Below are 18,262 nucleotides of genomic sequence, written 5' to 3'. Positions count from 1 at the left end.
CCGGTGCATGCTGATGGTGCCGGGAAGTCCCGGCGAGCCGCCCGAGGAAGCACAGGATTTTCGTGGCTGAGGAGCCAGTTTGACCTACCGCCCTAAGCTTGAGATTTAACCCTCAATGTCTGTTTTTTTGGGCTTGCCGGGGTCGTGTACCGGGGCTTGGCTGGAGTTTCGTGACCCTGCCGGACGTCCAGGACCGGGCCGGGAGAATTTCGGTGCGCTGGCAGGCAAAGCGGCCGTCGGGCGAACCGCGCGAAAACCTCGCCGGACCCGGGTCGGGGACAACCGGGCAGGTGTTGCCGACTTTCGCTCCCAGGGACGCCGTCGATCTTCCACGAGGTGACGGGCCAGCCGAAGCTGGATGTAGACCGCGATCATCAGCCAGGTCCACCGATCCGCGGCGTCGGGCGTACGGACGCGAGGCGTGGTCCAGCCCAGAGTTTGTTTGAGGAAACGGAAAGTGTGCTCCAGGTCGAAACGCCGCAGGAACATCTGCCACAGCCGATCCACCTGCTCCGGGGTTGCCGCGGTCGTGGAGTGCCACAGCCACAACGGTTTCGGGGTGCCGGTGCCGGGTAGCCGGTCGACCTGGAGCCGGATCACCGCGCCTTCCATGATCGGCAGGTGGCCGGCGTGGTCGGCCCAGGCGCCCGTGCGGGTCAGCTTGGGGTGCAACCGATCCCAGGAGCGAGCGTGGGCGGCGCCGTAGCGGGTGGTGTCGGTCGTCGTGGTGCGCACGGGGACCGGCCAGGTCGCCGGATCAGCGAACACGAACCGGGCTCCGTGCCGGGTGCTGCGGCCTCGGGCGCCGGGCTGCCGTGGCGGCGCGGGGAAGGCAAGCACCCGGTCGGACCGTAGTCGCACCAGCACCTGGACCGGGAGGTCGGCCAGCAGGAATGCCAGGCGGGGACCGTCATAGCCGCTGTCGCCGGTGATCCAGATCTCTGGATCGCCGGCGTGCCAGTGTCCGGCGGTGACCAGCGCGTCCACCACGGCGCGGAGTTGGGTGGCGGCCAGGTCGGTGTGGTCATCGTCGGGACGCACGCGCGTCACGTCGAGCATCGCCGTCCACGAGGTGCGGCCGGGTTCCAGGGCGGCGACGAAGGAGTAGGGCCAGCCGGGGATGATCTGGGCTTGGCCGCGACCGCGTGCGTAGGTGTGGCAGAACAGCCGCTCCGGGCTGGTGTTCGCATCCGGGCGTAGCCAGTGGCTCACGTCGATGGCCAACACGATCCGGCCGTCGTCGCAGCGGGGGATCGACTGGCGGGCGACAACGTTGCGGAATCGGGTGATGTCGATCTTGCCCTGGCGCAGGCCGTCGTACAGGGTGCCGTGGCCCCGTCGGTGTTCGGTGGCCAGTGATAACTCGACCAGCGAGGTGACCGGTCCCTCGGCGCACAGTGCCGCGTCGGCCAACTCGAACAACGCGTCCGCCCGTGCGGTCAGACACTGGTAGAACGCCTTACGGAACCCGGACAGGTCCCCCAGCACAGCGGTGGCGCTGGTGTGGTGCACACTGATCATCGAAGCCCTTGGTGTGATCTTCCGACTGTCGCAGGAAGGAATGATCAACCAAGGGCTTCATCCATGATCAACCGGGTGCCGTCGTGGGCACGCCAACCTTAAATCTCAAGCTAAGACGGGGAGTGCTTCCCGGGCAGGCCCTTGCTGGCAGACACATGTGGCCTCTGGTGCCTCGCACGAGTGGCTGCCACAGTTTGGTTGTCCGGCCGAGCACCTGCTGAGGAGGTTCGGTGGCTGAGTCTGTCTTCCCCGAACTCATCGATGGCTTGCCCAACATCTGCGGTCAGGAGGAGCGGGTCGGGGAGGCGATGGCGAACGGGCGGCTCGTGGGTGCCGCGGATGGCGTCGATCTACGTGAGCTGCGTAGTTGCTTCGCCGTCGCGCTGCACATGCACCAGCCCCTGATCCCCGCGGGTGGTGAGGACATCTCGACCGCTGCTGTCATTGGGAACCTGCAGTGGATGACCGAGCACCAGGACATCGGGGACAACCACAATGCGCCGATGATGCGGTGGTGCTACAAGAGGATGGGCGAGTTCCTTCCGCAGTTGCTGGACGAGGGCCTGCGGCCGCGGGTGATGCTGGACTACTCCGGCACCCTGTTGTACGGGCTGCGCCAGATGGGCGCGCACGACGTGCTCGACGCGCTCGTCCGGATCACGCGCGCGCCGAGGGAATCCCGGACGGTGGAATGGCTGGGCAGCACCTGGGGCCACGCGGTGGCCCCCTCGACTCCGGTGCAGGATTTCCGGTTGCACGTACAAGCGTGGCAACACCACTTCGCGTCGATCTTCGGCCTGGACGCCCTGTCCCGGGTCCGCGGCTTCTCGCCGGCCGAAATGGCACTGCCGAACCATCCCGACGTCGCCTACGAATTCGTGCGCACGCTGCGCGACTGCGGCTACCGGTGGGTGCTCGTGCAGGAGCACACCGTCGAGACCCCCGACGGTACGCCGCCCGCCAACCCACATGTGCCGCATCGCCTGGTGTGCACGAACTCCAGGGGCGAGACCGCGGACATCATCGCGATCGTCAAGACCCAGGGCAGCGACACCAAACTGGTGGGCCAGATGCAGCCCTACTACGAGGCGCTCGGCCTCGGGCCGGTCGAGTTGGCCGGCACACGGGTGCCACCGCTGGTCGTCCAGATCGCCGACGGCGAGAACGGCGGGGTGATGATGAACGAATTCCCACCCAAGTACGTCGACGTCGTCCGCGAATGCTCCGACAGCACCACACCGATGGTCAACGTCAGCGAGTATCTCGCGGGCATCGCCGAGCTCGGCGTGACCGACCGCGACCTGCCCCAGCTGAGGCCGCTGTGGCACCACCTGATCTGGCAGCGACTGTCCCCGGGCGACGGTCCGCTGCGGCTGGCGTCGGTGATCACGGATCTGGCGGCGGAGCAGCCGCGGTTCCACACAGAGGGCGGCAGCTGGACCAACGACGTGTCCTGGGTCCAGGGCTACGAGGACGTGCTGGCGCCGATGGACCGGGCGAGCGCGGCGTTCCACCAGTGGCGGACCGACACCGACGTCGCGACCAGCGACCCCCGGTACCGCCGGGCCTTGTTCCACCTGCTGTCGGCGGAGACCAGCTGCTACCGCTACTGGGGACAGGGTCGGTGGACGGAGTACGGGGCGGAGATGGCCCGGCGGGCCATGCAGGCCATCCAGGGGCGCGATGAGTGAGATCGCCTTCGCGCTGGTGCTCAACCTCCACCAGCCGGAGGGAAACCTCGAGTACCTGCTCGACACCGACGAGTGGGCGGCACGGGAGATCCTCTATGCGCTGGACCGCATCCCGCGGTCGCTGTGGCCGTACGAGGACTGCGCCCGCGTCCATCTGGCGCTGTCGGGGACGCTGCTGGCGACGTTGGCCGACCCCGCATTCCAGCAGCGGGTCTACGGCATCGTCGACTGCGGCTCGCTGCTGTGGCATCTGCAGAACACACGGATCATCGACATTCTCGGCACCGCCTACTACCACCCCGGTGCTACCACTGATCCCAGCCGTGGACCGCGCCGAGCAGCTGCTGCGGTGGCACGGTGTCGCCAATTTATTGTTCAACCGCTGCGAGTTCGCGGGGATGTGGCCACCGGAGATGGGCTTCTGCCCCGAACTCGTCCCGCTGATCCGCCGCCTAGGCTACCGGTACGTGCTCGTCGACAGTGTCCATGTCGCGCCAGTGACCCCGATGCGCTGGGACGAGCTGCGCTACCGGCCGCATGTGACACGGTACCGTGGGCAGGAGATGGTCGTGGTGGTGCGCGACCGGGAGTTGTCCGACGCGCAGGAATCGGGGATGGACGCGGACTGGTTCGTCCGCGAGGTGCGGGACCGCACCCGACGCTGCGATTTCACGCCGTTGGTGACCACGTGCACCGACGGCGACAACGGCGGCTGGTTCCGCAACACCACCGCCGGCAGCAACTTCTGGACCGGGTTCTACACCGAGCTGCTCGACCGCAGCCGCCGCGGCGACAGCGGCGGCATCCGGCCGGTGTTCATCCACGACTACCTGGCCGAGCATCCCCCGGTCGGCGAGGTGCGGATCCATGCGGGCGCCTGGAACACAGGGTGGCATGACGGCGTCGGATTCACCCAGTGGACCGGCAGCAGTGAGCAGCGTGCGGCGCTTGCGCGGGTGTACGAGGTCAGTGAGCGCGTGCACGAGGCCCGCTGGCGCGCGGACGGTGCACGGCCTGAACTCGCCGAGGCGCTGCGGCATGTGTTGCGGGCCGAGACCAGCTGCAGCTTCTTCTGGGGATCGGCATGGCTGGGCCGGTGCGAACGGGATCTCGAGCGTGCGCTGGAGCTGGTGGCCACCGCTGGGGTTGAGCTCGGGTGAGCGTCTGGTGTACGTGGTGATGATCGCGGCCGAATGCGCACCCGTGGCCAAGGCCGGCGGGCTCGCCGACGTGGTGTTCGGCCTGAGCCGGGAGCTGGAACTACGCGGCAACGCGGTGGAGATCGTGCTGCCGAAGTACGACTGCATGCGCTACCAGGACATCTGGGGCCTCCAGGTGGCCTACCGCGACCTGTGGGTGCCGTGGTTCGGCGGGGCCGTGCGCTGCACCGTCTGGTTCGGCCACGTGCACGGCCGCACGTGCTACTTCGTCGAACCGCACTGCGGCGACAACTTCTTCGGCCGAGACCGGCTCTACGGCTACCCCGACGACGTCGACCGGTTCACCTTCTTCAGCAAGGCCGCCCTGGAGTTCCTGCTGCACTCCGGCAAACGCCCCGACGTGATCCACTGCCACGACTGGCAGACCGGCATCGTCCCGGTGCTGCTCTACGAGCAGTACCAACCCGGGCTCGCCGATAGCAGGGTCTGCTACACCATCCACAACTTCGGCCACCAGGGCGTCACGGACGACCGAGTGCTCTGGGCGACCCAACTCGGCCGGCCCGACCACTTCCTGCACCCCGACCGGCTCGGCGACGGCGACGCCGTCAACCTGATGAAGGCAGGAATCGTGTACTCCAACTTCGTCACCACTGTGTCGCCCGCCCACGCCGACGAGGCACGCTACGGCGACCAGGGCCGCGGCCTCGGCCACACCCTGCACGCACATCGGGTCAAGTTCGGCGGCGTGCTCAACGGAATCGACTACCACATGTGGAACCCGGAGGTCGACCCGTTGATCCCGGCCGGTTTCTCGGCCGACCGGCCGGAGGGCAAGTACGCCAACAAGCGGGCCCTGCGCGAGCGGTTCTGGCTGCGGGACCGCTACTGCCCGATCGTGGCCTACATCGGCCGACTGGACCAGCAGAAGGGCATGCACCTGGTGCACCACGCCCTGTTCTACGCGCTGGCCAACGGCGCCCAGTTCGTGCTGCTGGGCGACGCCTTCCACCACAACGGCATCAGCGGGCACTTCCGGCACCTCAAGCGCTACCTGAACGACAATCCGGACTGCCACCTGCAGATCGGCTACACCGAGGAGCTGGCGCACCTGGTGTACGCCGGGGCGGACATCGTGGTGGTGCCGAGCATGTTCGAGCCGTGCGGCCTGGTGCCCATGGTCGCCATGCGTTACGGCACGGTGCCGGTGGTGCGCTCCACGGGCGGGTTGAGCGACACCGTGTTCGACCGCGACTACTCGTTCCGACCGCCGCACGAACGCAACGGCTACGTGTTCCACGAGACCGACAACGCTGCGCTGGAGTCGGCGTTGGGGCGTGCGCTGGGTCTGTGGAACCTGTTCCCGACCGAGTTCCGGCACCTGATGCTCAACGGCATGCGGGCCGAGCATTCCTGGGCCGGGCCCGGCCAGCACTACCAGAACATTTATGACCACATCAGGCACAAGTGAGGCACGATCAGAATTTCGAAGGAGTGAGGATCATGACCCTTCCTGTCGGCCGCTCGGCGCACATGCTGGGCAGATGGGATCCGTTCCGCGAGTTCGAGGACATCTACGGTCAGCTGGGCCGCTGGTTGGACGCCGCCGCGGGCCGCATCGACGAGCGTCTGCGCACCTGGACGCCACTGGCCGATGTGTCCGAGACGGCCGAGGAGTACCTGGTCGAGGTCGACCTGCCCGGCGTGGCACGCGACGATGTCGCCATCGACCTGGTCGGCAACGAGTTGGTCATCGACGGCGAGATCAAGGACAGGGAACGCGAAGGCGTGTTCCGTCAGCGCGCCCGGCGCGCCGGACGGTTCACCTTCCGCGTACTGCTGCCCCAGGACGTCGACGAGGACCACATCGAGGCGAACCTCGCCGACGGTGTGCTCAACGTGCGGGCGCCCAAAACCGAGCAAGCCAAGGCGCGACGGATCGCCATCTCGAGTGACTGAGCGCGCCTGACCGCAGCGGGCGTGAGCGGCTTGTCGTCTCGCAGGCCGCTCGCGTCCGCGATCAGGCGTGGTCAGCCACCCGGGCGGCAACCCTCGGTTCAACGATTCGGGCGCAGTGGGCGCAGCAGTAGAAGGCTCCGCCGACCTCCACCCCGTGGCCGACAACGCGACAGCCGCAGTTGCCACACGTAGGCGCGACGCGTTGGATGGCACATTCCAGGCTGTCGAACGTGTGCACTGAATTTTCGATGTGGATCTCGAAGGACTTGACGTATTCGTTGCCGCAGACATCGCATGTCGCCATGACTTCTCCTCACAACGGTGGCGCTACACGTCATGAGACACACCCGCGACGCCATCCGCAAGGGGCCACCCGCCCAACGCGACTAACACTCAGCTGAACGTTCTCCCCTCCATACAACGAACTCTGCTTGTCTGTCGAGCATCACGTCGGTGGGGTAGCGCGATCCTCGCGCGGGCATGTCGTCCGCAGGCTCTCATATTGCTCAGATGTCGCACTGTTATGGTCGGCGTAGATACGCCCGTAGGCTAACCAGCGTTTGTCACGGGTGGCTGCCCTCGGTGGGAGTGCTGGTAGCCATGTCCGTTGGGGGCGTCACGGTGGAGCCGCTGGAGGTTGTCGACAAGGTGGTGGAGGTGGACGTCGTCGTTGTGGTGGACGCGGTCGGCGGGCTGTTCACTTGCGTCGTGGTCGTCTGCGTCGGGCTCGTTGGTCTCGGTGTGGTGGAGGTCGATTCGGGAGCACGGGTTTGGGTTGGACGCTGCGTGGGTCGCCCGAACAGGCCGCCAATCGTGGTCCCCGCGTTGCCTCCGGAGATCGGGCCGCCGTGCAACAACTCCACGCCGGTCAACACCGCCATGCCCAGCACGAACATGGCGACGGCCGCAACGATCAGTGGCAGCCAACGGTGCTTGTGCCGGCCACTGCTCGTAGGCGGGTTGATCGGTTGAGGTGTTGCGAGTGACGAGTGCTCATCCGGCACAGCTCGGCCCGCGGCATCGCCGGAACCAGACCGCGGCGGCGCGGCCAACCGTGACCACAGCGATTGCCATGCGCGATCCAGTGAGCGCTGGTAGACAGCGGCGCCGACTGCTGAGACCAGGCTGGCGAGGGCAGCTCCGATCACCGTGCCGGCGACGCCGAACAGGGAGCCGAGAAATGCGGCGGTGACGGCAGCAAGAGCCCCGGCGAACAACTCGATGGGGCGGATCGCGGGTCTGGTGGCGCCCTTGTTTTCAGCCATGGTCCTGAACGGTGCCGCGTAGTCGCACGAACCGGGCAAGGGTGAGGACCGTTCGTCGTTGCGGTCCCTCGATGGTTTGTTGGAACAGGACGACCTCTGCGTGGCCGCCAGGGCCGATCGGTTGGACGAGTCGGCCGCCAGCGTGAACCTGCGCGGCCAACACTGCCGGCACCTCCGGGAAGGCCGCCGAGACGACGACGGCATCGTAGGGTGCGCGTGCGGGCACGCCACAGCTGCCGTCACCGACAAACAGCTCCACGTTGTGGATGCCGACCCGCGCCAGGTTGCGCTCAGCCCGGCGCGCCAGGTCCAGCCACCACTCGACGCTGACCACATCGTCGGCCAAGCGGGCCAGCAGTGCGGTCTGGAAGCCGAAGCCGGTGCCGATCTCCAGCAGGTGCTCGCTGCCGGTGAGGGCGAGGCCCTCGATCATCTTCGCGGACAGCGACGGCTGCGTGGTGACCTGGTTGTGGCCGATCGGAATGGGCGCATCGTGATTGGCGACCGCAGTGTGGCCTGCGGGGACGAACTCCGCTCGTGGCGTGGTCCGGATCGCCTCAAGCAGGCGCTCATCGCTGACACCGTTAGACCGCACGGCGCGCACCAAGTCTTCAGCTGTGCGGCCTTCGTGCATGTCACGCCTCCTGGCGGTGGTGCTTCAGCTGCGTGTCGCCCGGGCTCGACCAACAGTGAGCACACCGTCGGAACCGAGGACAAGGCGTGTTCCGAACGAGCGGCTGATCCGCTCGAGCGTGCCTCGCAACCACGCCGCATCGGCGGCCGATGCCCGCCGCAGGCGCAGGTTGCGCGCCTGCACGGGCACCATCCGCAGACTCACCAGCGCACCCGTGTCCGGCCGCACCGACACGAAATACAGCAGCCGCAGATCGTCACGGAACCGCTCGTAACCGCCGACGCCTTCGTAGTCGTCGATGAGATCGCCGCACCCGTACAGGACCAGCCGGTCGTGGTAGATCTCGATCGGGCGCGGATGGTGCGAAGAGTGCCCGTGCACGATGTCCACGCCCGCATCGATCAGCAGGTGCCCGAACTCCACCTGGTCCCGAGTGACCTGGTAGCCCCAGTTCGCCCCCCAGTGCACGGAAACGATCACGACCTCCCCCGGCCGCTTGACGGCCCGCACCTGCCCGGCGAGAGCGGAGGCTTCGCGATCGGAGCCATCCGGGAGGTAGCAGATGCCCGGCCGGTCCGCGGTGGCTGCCCAATCCGCCGGGATGCCGCTGGACGCCATGCCGCAGGCGAAGATCAGGACACGGCAGCCGCCCCTGCTGGTGACGATCGCGGGTCGGCGCGCCTGCTCGATGTCGACACCTGCGCCTGCCCCGCACAGGCCGGCGCCACGAAGCGCGTCGAGGGTGTCGATCAGTCCTCGCCGGCCGAAGTCGAGCACGTGGTTGTTGGCCAGCGCGCACACGTCCGGGCGAGCCGCGGTCAGGCAACCGATGTTGTCTGGATTCATGCGGTAGTGCACGGCTTTGCCTGGCGCGAACTCGCCATCGGCAGTGATGCTCGACTCGAGATTGATCACGCGTACGTCGGGTGCGATCGCGTCCAGCGCCGGCAGGGAGTCTCCCCACGGCCACGCGAACTCGACCGGATAGGGAATCGGGCCGTTGGCCGCTTCTGCCAAGTCCACGTACCTGCGCGCGTCGGTGACGTAGCTCTCCCGCAGTGACGGGTCACCGGGGTGGGGAAGGATTTGGTCCACTCCCCTGCTGGGCATCACATCGCCGGAGAGGAACACGGTCGTCGCCGTGGCGTCTGCCATGCCTGCCACTGTGCCAGCAGCGGCAACCCCCGACGGAGCAAGAAATCGGGACGGCCATGTCTTTGACGGCCCGGAATCCGTGGCACGCTCGCCTTCGTCAGCAGCCTGTCTCGACGTCGCCGGGAGCGGGCGGCCGTAGCAGTGTACGCACGTCCTCCGGCAGTTGGTCGAGTGTCTTGCTGACCTGCCCTGGGGACAGTCGACGCTGCGCGACCGCCGTCACCGCCGGGGCAGCCCGGTGCACGTCCTGCACGGAGATGTTGGCATCCCGCGCGAATCGCGACTCATAGCCCTTGGCGTCGAACCGGTGCGGGACCGCGGTGGGATCCCACCCCTCGTAATAGATTCCGCGCAGCAGTTCGGGGAGTTGCGCGGTGAGGTGCGCGCTGGCTTCCACCGTGAGCCGGTCGCGCAGGGTGTGTAGCCACGCGCGAAGGACCCGATAGGCGAACGGCCGGTCGTCGGTGTCGAACTCGTCGGCCACATCTCGCACCCATTCGTTCGCGGTATGCACGGCGTGGTCGAACACGGACGCCTTCGTCGATGGCATGATCGGCCTCCCGGGGCTTCACTCCTCCGACGACCAGCGTCCGGCCCGTCTGCGTGCCGTGGACAGAGGCGAAAGTCCGCCTCCGGTGAGTACGAGAGGTGGCAGCAGCCACCGGCGCCGTCGGCCATGTGGCGCTACTGTCGCCATGAGAACCGCCCTCGGCAGTGTCGTCGTAAGGGGTGAGTGTCATGGCCGCTGTGGCCTTCGAGGTGGTCCCGGTGGACAAGCCGGACGACACCAACGTCGTGATCGGACAGGCGCACTTCATCAAGACCGTCGAGGACCTACACGAGGCACTGGTCGGGGTGGGCTCCCAGATTGAGTTCGGCGTCGGCTTCTGCGAGGCGTCGGGTGCCCGCCTGGTCCGCCGCTCGGGAAACGACGAGGAGCTCGTTGACCTCGCGGCGGAAACGGCGCTGGCCATCGGCGCGGGACACTCGTTCGTTATCCTGCTGCGTGGCGGGTTCCCGGTGAACGTGCTCAACCCGGTCAAGCTCGTTCCCGAGGTGTGCACGGTTTTCTGCGCGACCGCGAACGCGGTCGATGTGCTCGTCGCGGTCACCGATCGAGGCCGGGGCGTCGTCGGTGTCGTGGATGGCGCACCGCCGGTGGGCGTGGAGACCGACGACGACGTGGCCGACCGGCACGCGTTGTTGCGGGAGCTGGGGTACAAGCTCGGACCTGTGTGACGCCTGTGTTCGGCGGTGTCTACGTTCCACGTGTTGGCCGAGCGGGTGTCGTTCTGTCAGCAAGACTCCGCGTTCATTCGTGACGATCCTCGGTGAGGCGGGCGTGGAGTCGCTCACGGATCTGCTCGGGAGTGAGCGCACGGCGTCGTCGCTCTTCTCGGAGGATCACCACACCAGTGGCGGCGATCCCGAGGAAGCCGGCCAAGCCCAGTATTTTCCACCAGCGCACCGGCCTAGGCTAGACCAGTGCCAGGAACGCAGCTCGGTCTCGACGCAGCCGTCGACCTGACACGCACCGGAGACGTGTGGCTGTTCCGCGGACACACCGCCGCCGACCGGCTCATCCAGGTCTCGACGAACAGTCCGGTCAACCACGTCGGCATGTCCGTGACCATCGAAGACCTGCCCGCGCTGATGTGGCATGCCGAGCTCGGCCGTTCCCTACCCGACCTGTGGTCGGGCGTCCACCGACGTGGGGCTCAACTGCACGACCTGCGCAGCGCGGTCCTCGTCTGGGCCACCAAGTACGACCAGCGGCTGTGGCTACGCCAACTCGACTGCCCGCGCACCCGCGACATGGAGGACGCCGTCCTACGCACCATCGCGCGCTTGGACGGCACCCCGTTCCCCTCCAGGTTCCGGCTGGTCACCCGGTGGCTGAGCGGGCGGGTTCCGGTCAGGAAGCGCGCATCCTGGCGTGGGGAGCTGGAGACCGCCTACTGCGCGGAGATCGTCGCCATCACCTACGAGGAGATGGGTCTGCTGCCGCCGTCTCACCGGCCGAACTGGTACGACGCCGGCAGGTTCTGGAGCGGCGACCACCTGAACCTGGCCGCGGGGACAGTACTCGGTGAGGAGATCGCCGTGAGCGTTCCTCCCGGCACATCTGCCGTCGCATCGATGACTCCCGCCAACTGACGCGCGGTCAACTGAGCTGGCTGCGCGACGTCCTCGCGAGATGGGCACTGAACCAGTCGCGGGCGAGGTCCGCGACGCGCTGGAGCGCACCAGGCTCCTCGAACAGGTGCGTGGCCCCCGAAACCACCACCAGATCGCTCGGACAGCGCAGCTGCGCACGCGCGCCACGGTTGAGGTCGAGGACGATCTCGTCGCGGCTGCCCACGATCAGCAGCGTCGGCGCCGCGACCAGGCGCAACCGATCCCCGGCCAGGTCGGGCCGGCCACCACGGGAGACAACTGCGGCGACATCCGCGCCTGGCTCGGCGGCGGCCCACAATGCGGCGGCACCCCCGGTGCTCGCGCCAAAGTAACCCACACGTGCGTACTCGCCCCGCAACCGGCCGGTAGCCTTCTCCAGCCGGTCCGCCAGGAGTGCGATGTCGAACACGTGTCCCTGGTCCCATTCCTCCTCAGGAGTGAGCAGGTCCATCAGCAGTGTGGCGAAGCCCGCATGGTTGAGCGCGGTCGCCACGAACCGGTTGCGCGGGCTGAACCGACTGCTGCCACTGCCATGGGCGAACAGGATCAGGTGTTCGGCTCTGTCCGGCACGGCCAGCCGTCCCGCAAGCGCAGCGCCGTCGGCCGTGATAGTGATGTCCTTCTCGCGGACCGGTGGCGGATCGGACTGCTGGGTCATGGCCGCCAGGGTGCTGTCGGTCGCGCCTGCGGTCAGCAGGGACGCGACCTCGGCGTCGCTGATCTGGGTGAAGTCGGCGTACCACTGGCCCACCCCGTAGAAGTTCCGTGGCGTTTCCAGACAGACCACCTCGTCGGCGACCCGGCTCAAGCTCTCCACGGTGTCGGGAGCTCCCACCGGCATCGCGACGATGATCCTGGCGGCGTGGTGCGCCCGGGCAACCTGGCATGCCGCACGTGCGGTCGCGCCGGTGGCGATCCCGTCGTCGACGATGACGACTGTTCGGCCGGTCAGCGGCAGTCGTGGCCGGTCGCCGCGCAGGTGCCGCACCCGCGAGTCCAGTTCCACCCGCTCACGGTTGGCCGCGGCCTTCAACTCCTCGTCGGTGACATGGGCCGCGCGCACGACGTCGTCGTTGAGGACTCCGACGCCTCCTTCCCCGATTGCCCCCATCGCGAGTTCTGGTTGGTAGGGCAGGCCGAGCTTTCGGACTACGAGCACATCCAGCGGAGCGTTCAGGGCTCGGGCGACCTCGTAGGCGACCGGCACGCCGCCGCGTGGCAGGCCGAGCACGACGACGTTCTGCTGGCGTAGGTATGCCAGCCGCTCGGCGAGTCGCCGGCCCGCGTCGGCCCGGTTGACGAACAGCATGTGGCCCTCCGCTCGAGGTCCGCCGCACAGCAATGACACCTCTGTGTCAGCTGACTGGACACCGAGCGGCGCCGCTAGTGTCCAAAGTCCCGCCTTGCTGAGGTGTGCTCACTATGGCCTCAGGCGGCCCATGCTTGCAGGCGCCGTCACCGTCCCTGCGTTCGAAGCCGTCCCCATGCCTCCGCTTCCAGTTGGCGCACACGTTCATGCGTCAGCGCCAGCTGGTCGCCGATTTCCTGTAGGGTCCGGGGCCCAGGCCCCATGCAGACCGAACCGTAGTGAGACGATCTCGGCTTGGCGTTGCGGCAGCATCGCCAGCACCGCATCCAACTCCTCGGCCAGTGCGTGACGCTCGGCCCCCTCCGGTGCCCGTGCCGCCTCGGCGTCCTCGATCAGGTCCACCAGCCGCAGGTCGGAATCTTCGCCGACGGGGGTGTCCAGACTGACAGCCTCGCGCCGCAGCTCGACCACCTTGTCGACAGGCATCCCCGACACAGCCGCCAACTCCTCAACCGTGGGCGCCCGGCCGAGACGAACCTCCAGCATGCCGTCGAGTCGACGGAGTTTGGCCACGTCGTCGAGGACGTGCACCGGCAAGCGGATCGTGCGCGCCTGCATTGCCGTGCCGCGCTGGATCGCCTGTCGGATCCACCACATGGCGTAGGTGGAGAACTTGCACCCTTTGGTGTAGTCGAACTTCTCGACTGCCCGGATCAAGCCGAGGTTGCCCTCCTGGATCACGTCCAGCAGCGGCATGCCCACGCGGGCGCGCTGCTTCGCGGCCTTCACGACCAGCCGCAGATCCGCGCAAATCATGTGTTCCTTCGCGCGCTCACCGACGCGGGCGACTGCCTCGAGTTCACGTCGCGTCGTAGGCAGCTCGTCCTCACTCGCGTCGGCGCGGCGCAGCAGCTCCGCGGCGTAGACGCCGGCCTCGATCCGCTCGGCCAACTGCACCTCTTCGGCAGCGGTGTGGCAGCGATCTAGTTGAGGTAGTAGCGCAGCGCGTCGGGCTCGCCGACCCGCTCGACACGGCGTGCCATGGGCTTGGGATTCTTCACCATGGTCGTCCCCCTTCCCTTCCTCCTCTCACGCGCCAGGCGCCACTCGTTTCCACTATTGTCAACGAAGTCGGGTACAGGGGTGTTCCAGCTCCGTTGCATCGAGCCTGCGGATCCAGCCCGAATCGAATGGTTCCTACCCACCGCTGTCGTTCGTCAGGTGCGATGGGTTCCGCCATCGTTTGGCCTTGCCCGTGAAGGACCTTGGCCTCTGAGCGTTCCTCGCATATGGTGCCAGGGTTGACGCTGGGTGCGGGGCGTCAGCGGAGGCGTGCGATGGAACTGGTTGAGGAGACGCCGTACCGCTTCCGCATCGAGCGATACGGATCGATGCGCGTGCCGGGCGTGGTCTTCGCGTCGAGGCGGCTGTTGCCCGATGCCGACCGGGATCACGCGCTGGAACAGGTGGCCAACGTCGCCGCTCTGCGCGGCATCGTCATCGCCTCCTACGCGATGCCGGACGTGCACCGGGGGTACGGCTTCCCGATCGGTGGCGTCGCGGCGACGGATGTGCGTGAGGGCGGCGTGGTATCGCCAGGCGGCGTGGGCTTCGACATCTCGTGCGGCGTCCGGCTACTCACGGCCGATCTGGACAGCGTGGAGTTCGACCATGTCAGCGAGGTGATCATGGACGCGCTCGCCCGTGCTGTTCCGCGTGGCGTGGGCCGGGGCGCGGTATGGCGACTGTCGGGGCGGCGGGAACTCGAGCAGGCACTGCTCGGCGGTGCGCGCTACGCCGTCGAACAGGGCTACGGCGACCAGCGCGACCTCGGCCGCTGTGAAGACGGCGGCACCGTCGACGGTGCTGATCTCGCTCCGGTGAGCTCCCGCGCGATGGAACGCGGGCTCGGCCAACTCGGCAGTCTGGGTTCCGGCAACCACTTCCTGGAGGTCCAAGTCGTCGACGCGGTCTACGACGAGCCGGCTGCCGCGGTGTTCGGCCTGCGGCTCGACCAGGTCTGCGTCATGATCCACTGCGGTTCTCGGGGGCTGGGACACCAGATCTGCTCGGATCACGTCCGGGTGATGGACAAGGCCATGCCGCGGTACGGGATTCAGGTGCCGGATCGGCAGTTGGCCTGTGCCCCGGTGACCTCCCCGGAGGCACGTGCCTACCTCGGGGCGATGGCCGCCGCGGCGAACTACGCCCGCGCCAACCGGCACATGCTGGGCGAGGCAGCCGCGACCGTGTTCCGCTCGGTGACCGGACGCGCCCTGGATCTCGTCTACGACGTGTCGCACAACCTGGCCACACTCGAGTCGCACGTGATCGACGGCGAGCGGCGCCAGCTCTGCGTTCATCGCAAGGGAGCCACTCGCGCCCTGCCACCTGGCCACCCCGACCTGCCATCGGACCTTCTCGGGGTCGGTCAGCCGGTCCTGATCCCAGGCTCGATGGGCACCGCGTCCTATGTCATGGCCGGCATCCCCGGCGGCAGCGCCTTCTACTCCACCTGCCACGGAGCAGACCGGGTACACAGCCGACACCACGCCGCACGCTCCGTGAACGCCAACGACTTGCGGAATTGCCTGGAACGCCAGGGAGTCGCCGTCCGCGGAGCGTCCTCACGCGGCCTGGCCGAAGAGGCTCCTTCGGCCTACAAGGACGTCGCCGAGGTAGTGGCGGTGGCCGAGGCAGCGGGCCTGGGTCGCACCGTCGCACGGCTGCGGCCGGTGGGAGTGGTCAAGGGATGACTCGACCCGAACGCGGGCATCGCGAGCTGCCGCACACAGCCGACATCCGCATCCAGGCATGGGGACCGACCCAGGAGTCGTGTCTGTCCGAAGCCGTTGCCGCACTCGTCGCCACCTTCGCCGACGTCTCCGGTGCGCGAGAGCAACGATGCGTCGAGTTCGATCTCGGTGCGGACACCGAAGAGGAGGCGTTGCTCGGGACGCTCGACGAGGTCATCTACTTGCTCGATACCCAGGACGTCGTCCCGCTGGGTGCAGATGTCGAGCGCGGTGCGGCCAGGCTACGGGTCCGGATGCCGGTGGCACGTGTGCAGGACGTGGACATAGTTGGTGCGGCGCCCAAGGCGGTGGCCCTGCACGGTCTACGTTTCTCCCACGAGACCGGAGCGTGGCGGTGCGCCGTGACGATCGATGTCTGACGCCCGATCGTGCTGCGCTGAACGAGCGGCGGCTGCCCCCGGGATGGTTTCTGAGAAATACTCGGTCCGGTCGGAAAGTGAGGACTTTCGACCCTTTCCAGCCGCATGGTGCCGCAGGACGGTGCAGATGTCTTTTCCAGCAAGACAGAGGAGGGCCTGATGACCCATCGCGAAAGACATCATGCACACAGGTGCCGAGTGCATCGGCGAACACGAGACGCTGGACACTGCTGCGCGGCGCATGGGTGAACTCGGTGTCGGCGCGCTGCCGATCTGCGGTGATGACGACCGGCTGCACGGGATCGTCACCGACAGGGACATCGTGATCAAGTGTGTCGCCGAGGGCCGCGACCCGAACACCATGGCCGCCGGTGAGCTGGCACAACGCAAGCCCTGCACCGTCAACGCCGACGCCGACGTCGACGATGTGTTGGCGCTCATGGAGGAACACCGGGTCCGTCGGCTTCTGGTCATCGAGAACCACCGACTCGTCGGCATGATCAGCGAGGCCGACCTGGCCCGGCACCTTCCCGCGGACGCTGTCGGGCGCTTCGTCGCAGCTGTCTGCGCGCAAAACTGACCATCACTCGGGTGTGGCCGGACCTGCCACCGCAGGTGGCCCCTTGCGTCGGCAATGTTGTGGTCGCACTGTGACGACATCCGACCCAAGTGAAGGCAGGTGAGTCTGGTGATCTTGATACGACCTTTGGTGGTGGCGCTGGTATAGCCAAGGAAGTCGAAGCTGGTGTGCTCGGAGTCTCCTCGGCGGTGCGTGTCTTTGCAGTACACGACTTTCGTCTTCTCGGGGTGCAGCTCCAGACCCAAGAGTCCGAGCCGCTCGGCGATGGTGGCCCACAGCGTTCGGGCCTGTTCCTCGGTGTCGCAGTGGGCGACGATGTCATCTGCATAGCGCTCGAACGGGCAGCCCGGGTACTCCCGGTCCATCCACCGGTCGAACGCGTAGTGCATGAACAGGTTGGCGAGCAACGGCGAGATCGGAGACCCTTGCGGGGTCCCCTTTTCTCGTGCGAGAAGGGTCCCGTCCGGCATCTGCATGGGGGCTTTGAGCCACCGCTCGATGTAGAGCAGGACCCACCGCTCATCGGTGTGGTGAGCCACCGCTTTGAGCAACAGATCATGGGGAACGCTGTCGAAGAAGGCCCTGACGTCAAGGTCCAAGATCCAGTCCTGTTTCCAGCAGCGCTTTCGAGTCACAGCCAGGGCGTCATGGGCAGAGCGCCCAGGACGATAGCCGTAGCTGTCGGGATGGAAGATCGGCTCCAGCTTCTGTTCCAGCAGCATCGCCGCTGCGGTCTGGGCCACCCGATCGGCCGTGTTCGGCACCCCGAGAATCCTCACCCCCGCCCCATGATCCTTCGGTATCTCCACCGCCCGCACCGGCCCCGGCATGTAACTCCCCGAGGACATCCGGTTCCACAACTTGTAGAGGTTGTTCTTCTCCTCGTTGCCGAACTCGGTGATGCTGACGGCGTCCACGCCCGGTGCTCCGTTGTTGGCCCGGACCTTCTCCCACGCCTCGTAGACGAGACGCTTGGGGATCTCAAACGACTTGCCCTCCGGCTTGGGTCGCCCGGTCGGCTCCTCCCCCGCAGGGTTGACCTCCAGATGACCCTGGTCTGCCCGGCCCCTTGGCTCCAGCCCCATTACAGGACCTTCCTCGCTACTACGAGCCGGTCCGCCCCTGTGTCCCGCATCGGTACTCTGCCCCTCGTGGTTCTGACCGCTTGGGGTTCTCCCTCTCGCCGGCCGGGCACAAACCCACATGCACGGCCGGGACGGTATCGAGACGACAGGTTCTCCTGTTCCATGCCAGCGCCTGCGACGAGCTCACGCCACCTATACACCGGGCACCACCAGGCCAGCACGCAGGCCACTTCCTGGCTGAGGGCACGCCTTTACGGGGCGTGCCTTTGTCCCGGGGACCACCTCCGCCCCCGGTTTCGACGCCTTCTTTGGGACATTTCGATGCGTCAGCAGTGGTTCACACACGTTCGTCTTCTCGTCGCACACCTGACCCGCTGGTTGCGGGCCTTGTCCGCAGTCGCTTCCCACCCCGGCTCTTGACCGGCATGACACTGCGGTGGTTTGGGTTCTCCGCCTGCACGGCGAACCCGGAGGGCCGACCTCCATCACTGGCACAGCACGGTTCGTGCTGGCGACCTACTCCATCACCATCACTCTCCTATCAGGACAC

Annotated in this window: 19 protein-coding genes and 1 pseudogene; 10 read left to right on the top strand and 10 right to left on the bottom strand. The window is 67.3% G+C overall.

What is annotated here, in order from left to right:
* Positions 1–105: 105 nt before the first annotated feature.
* Positions 106–1,521, bottom strand: a complete 1,416-nt coding sequence (locus KUTG_RS48810) for an NF041680 family putative transposase (RefSeq protein WP_052396345.1) — start codon at positions 1,519–1,521, stop codon at positions 106–108.
* A gap of 230 nt (positions 1,522–1,751) precedes the next feature.
* Between KUTG_RS48810 and KUTG_RS48805 the strand changes: the two genes are divergently transcribed.
* The 4 genes from KUTG_RS48805 (at position 1,752) to KUTG_RS48790 (ending at position 6,331) form a co-directional block, all read left to right on the top strand.
* On the top strand, positions 1,752–3,212 hold the full coding sequence (locus KUTG_RS48805; protein WP_043726797.1) for a glycosyl hydrolase family 57: 1,461 nt from the start codon (positions 1,752–1,754) through the stop codon (positions 3,210–3,212).
* Positions 3,213–3,307: 95 nt separating this feature from the next.
* Entirely contained in the window at positions 3,308–4,372 is a 1,065-nt protein-coding gene (locus KUTG_RS48800) for a polysaccharide deacetylase family protein (RefSeq protein ID WP_255360993.1), read from the top strand.
* Positions 4,373–4,379: 7 nt separating this feature from the next.
* Positions 4,380–5,843 (top strand): glycogen synthase, encoded by a 1,464-nt coding sequence (locus tag KUTG_RS48795; RefSeq protein ID WP_043726796.1) that lies wholly within the window; start codon positions 4,380–4,382, stop codon positions 5,841–5,843.
* A 32-nt stretch (positions 5,844–5,875) separates the two neighbouring features.
* Complete coding sequence (locus KUTG_RS48790; RefSeq protein WP_043726794.1) at positions 5,876–6,331, top strand: Hsp20/alpha crystallin family protein; 456 nt, start codon at positions 5,876–5,878, stop codon at positions 6,329–6,331.
* Between the two features lie 61 nt (positions 6,332–6,392).
* Here the strand turns inward: KUTG_RS48790 and KUTG_RS64870 are convergent, their stop codons facing one another.
* A complete protein-coding gene (locus KUTG_RS64870; RefSeq protein ID WP_084580740.1) occupies positions 6,393–6,635 on the bottom strand; it encodes a hypothetical protein in 243 nt (80 codons plus the stop codon).
* Positions 6,636–6,952: 317 nt separating this feature from the next.
* Here KUTG_RS64870 and KUTG_RS62685 point away from each other — a divergent pair, with 317 nt between their 5' ends.
* Complete coding sequence (locus KUTG_RS62685) at positions 6,953–7,303, top strand: hypothetical protein (RefSeq protein ID WP_198047629.1); 351 nt, start codon at positions 6,953–6,955, stop codon at positions 7,301–7,303.
* A gap of 285 nt (positions 7,304–7,588) precedes the next feature.
* Here KUTG_RS62685 and KUTG_RS48780 read toward each other — a convergent pair whose 3' ends face one another.
* From KUTG_RS48780 to KUTG_RS48770, 3 genes are all read right to left on the bottom strand, one after another.
* Positions 7,589–8,230 (bottom strand): protein-L-isoaspartate O-methyltransferase family protein, encoded by a 642-nt coding sequence (locus tag KUTG_RS48780; RefSeq protein WP_043726791.1) that lies wholly within the window; start codon positions 8,228–8,230, stop codon positions 7,589–7,591.
* A 24-nt stretch (positions 8,231–8,254) separates the two neighbouring features.
* Positions 8,255–9,385: a CapA family protein gene (locus tag KUTG_RS48775; protein WP_052396344.1), complete on the bottom strand. Its 1,131-nt coding sequence runs from the start codon at positions 9,383–9,385 to the stop codon at positions 8,255–8,257.
* Between the two features lie 97 nt (positions 9,386–9,482).
* On the bottom strand, positions 9,483–9,914 hold the full coding sequence (locus tag KUTG_RS48770; RefSeq protein ID WP_232241357.1) for a DUF2267 domain-containing protein: 432 nt from the start codon (positions 9,912–9,914) through the stop codon (positions 9,483–9,485).
* A 209-nt stretch (positions 9,915–10,123) separates the two neighbouring features.
* Here KUTG_RS48770 and KUTG_RS48765 point away from each other — a divergent pair, with 209 nt between their 5' ends.
* Positions 10,124–10,624 carry an adenosine-specific kinase gene (locus KUTG_RS48765; RefSeq protein WP_043726787.1) on the top strand — a complete coding sequence of 167 codons (501 nt, stop codon included), beginning with the start codon at positions 10,124–10,126 and terminating at the stop codon, positions 10,622–10,624.
* A 73-nt stretch (positions 10,625–10,697) separates the two neighbouring features.
* Here the strand turns inward: KUTG_RS48765 and KUTG_RS62680 are convergent, their stop codons facing one another.
* The gene (locus KUTG_RS62680; RefSeq protein WP_198047628.1) at positions 10,698–10,853 is read right to left on the bottom strand and encodes a hypothetical protein; all 156 of its coding nucleotides are present in this window, start codon (positions 10,851–10,853) and stop codon (positions 10,698–10,700) included.
* A 17-nt stretch (positions 10,854–10,870) separates the two neighbouring features.
* On the opposite strand from KUTG_RS62680, the gene KUTG_RS48760 reads away from it, so the two are divergent.
* Positions 10,871–11,542, top strand: coding sequence for a hypothetical protein (locus tag KUTG_RS48760; protein WP_043726785.1), 672 nt, complete (start codon positions 10,871–10,873; stop codon positions 11,540–11,542).
* A 7-nt stretch (positions 11,543–11,549) separates the two neighbouring features.
* On the opposite strand, the gene KUTG_RS48755 is transcribed toward KUTG_RS48760, so the two are convergent.
* The 3 genes from KUTG_RS48755 to KUTG_RS48750 all read right to left on the bottom strand — a co-directional run bounded on the left by KUTG_RS48755 (position 11,550) and on the right by KUTG_RS48750 (position 13,823).
* On the bottom strand, positions 11,550–12,872 hold the full coding sequence (locus tag KUTG_RS48755) for a phosphoribosyltransferase family protein (protein ID WP_043726784.1): 1,323 nt from the start codon (positions 12,870–12,872) through the stop codon (positions 11,550–11,552).
* A gap of 146 nt (positions 12,873–13,018) precedes the next feature.
* Complete coding sequence (locus tag KUTG_RS66860) at positions 13,019–13,087, bottom strand: hypothetical protein (RefSeq protein ID WP_369794684.1); 69 nt, start codon at positions 13,085–13,087, stop codon at positions 13,019–13,021.
* The gene (locus tag KUTG_RS48750) at positions 13,077–13,823 is read right to left on the bottom strand and encodes a sigma-70 family RNA polymerase sigma factor (protein ID WP_198047627.1); all 747 of its coding nucleotides are present in this window, start codon (positions 13,821–13,823) and stop codon (positions 13,077–13,079) included. Before KUTG_RS48750 ends, KUTG_RS66860 begins: the two co-directional genes overlap by 11 nt.
* Before the next feature lie 386 nt (positions 13,824–14,209).
* On the opposite strand from KUTG_RS48750, the gene KUTG_RS48745 reads away from it, so the two are divergent.
* The 3 genes from KUTG_RS48745 (at position 14,210) to KUTG_RS48735 (ending at position 16,627) form a co-directional block, all read left to right on the top strand.
* On the top strand, positions 14,210–15,628 hold the full coding sequence (locus KUTG_RS48745; protein ID WP_043726782.1) for an RtcB family protein: 1,419 nt from the start codon (positions 14,210–14,212) through the stop codon (positions 15,626–15,628).
* Complete coding sequence (locus KUTG_RS48740; protein WP_043726781.1) at positions 15,625–16,047, top strand: archease; 423 nt, start codon at positions 15,625–15,627, stop codon at positions 16,045–16,047. Before KUTG_RS48745 ends, KUTG_RS48740 begins: the two co-directional genes overlap by 4 nt.
* Positions 16,048–16,228: 181 nt before the next feature.
* Positions 16,229–16,627: a CBS domain-containing protein gene (locus KUTG_RS48735; RefSeq protein ID WP_043726779.1), complete on the top strand. Its 399-nt coding sequence runs from the start codon at positions 16,229–16,231 to the stop codon at positions 16,625–16,627.
* Positions 16,628–16,752: 125 nt separating this feature from the next.
* Here KUTG_RS48735 and ltrA read toward each other — a convergent pair.
* A pseudogene (gene ltrA, locus KUTG_RS57585) lies at positions 16,753–17,712 on the bottom strand (group II intron reverse transcriptase/maturase); the annotation flags it as partial.
* Positions 17,713–18,262: the final 550 nt, after the last annotated feature.

It is taken from the genome of Kutzneria sp. 744 (genome assembly GCF_000568255.1).
Lineage (GTDB): Bacteria > Actinomycetota > Actinomycetes > Mycobacteriales > Pseudonocardiaceae > Kutzneria.
This window is presented reverse-complemented; position numbering and strand designations above follow the sequence as displayed.

Coding starts and splice junctions, on each gene's coding strand:
- KUTG_RS64870 (WP_084580740.1), bottom strand. CDS start 6,635: ATGGCGACATGCGATGTCTGCGGCAACGAATACGTCAAGTCCTTCGAG.
- KUTG_RS48800 (WP_255360993.1), top strand. CDS start 3,308: ATGCGCTGGACCGCATCCCGCGGTCGCTGTGGCCGTACGAGGACTGCG.
- KUTG_RS48775 (WP_052396344.1), bottom strand. CDS start 9,385: ATGGCAGACGCCACGGCGACGACCGTGTTCCTCTCCGGCGATGTGATG.
- KUTG_RS48780 (WP_043726791.1), bottom strand. CDS start 8,230: ATGCACGAAGGCCGCACAGCTGAAGACTTGGTGCGCGCCGTGCGGTCT.
- KUTG_RS48810 (WP_052396345.1), bottom strand. CDS start 1,521: ATGATCAGTGTGCACCACACCAGCGCCACCGCTGTGCTGGGGGACCTG.
- KUTG_RS48745 (WP_043726782.1), top strand. CDS start 14,210: ATGGAACTGGTTGAGGAGACGCCGTACCGCTTCCGCATCGAGCGATAC.
- KUTG_RS48735 (WP_043726779.1), top strand. CDS start 16,229: ATGCACACAGGTGCCGAGTGCATCGGCGAACACGAGACGCTGGACACT.
- KUTG_RS48740 (WP_043726781.1), top strand. CDS start 15,625: ATGACTCGACCCGAACGCGGGCATCGCGAGCTGCCGCACACAGCCGAC.
- KUTG_RS48765 (WP_043726787.1), top strand. CDS start 10,124: ATGGCCGCTGTGGCCTTCGAGGTGGTCCCGGTGGACAAGCCGGACGAC.
- KUTG_RS48755 (WP_043726784.1), bottom strand. CDS start 12,872: ATGCTGTTCGTCAACCGGGCCGACGCGGGCCGGCGACTCGCCGAGCGG.
- KUTG_RS48790 (WP_043726794.1), top strand. CDS start 5,876: ATGACCCTTCCTGTCGGCCGCTCGGCGCACATGCTGGGCAGATGGGAT.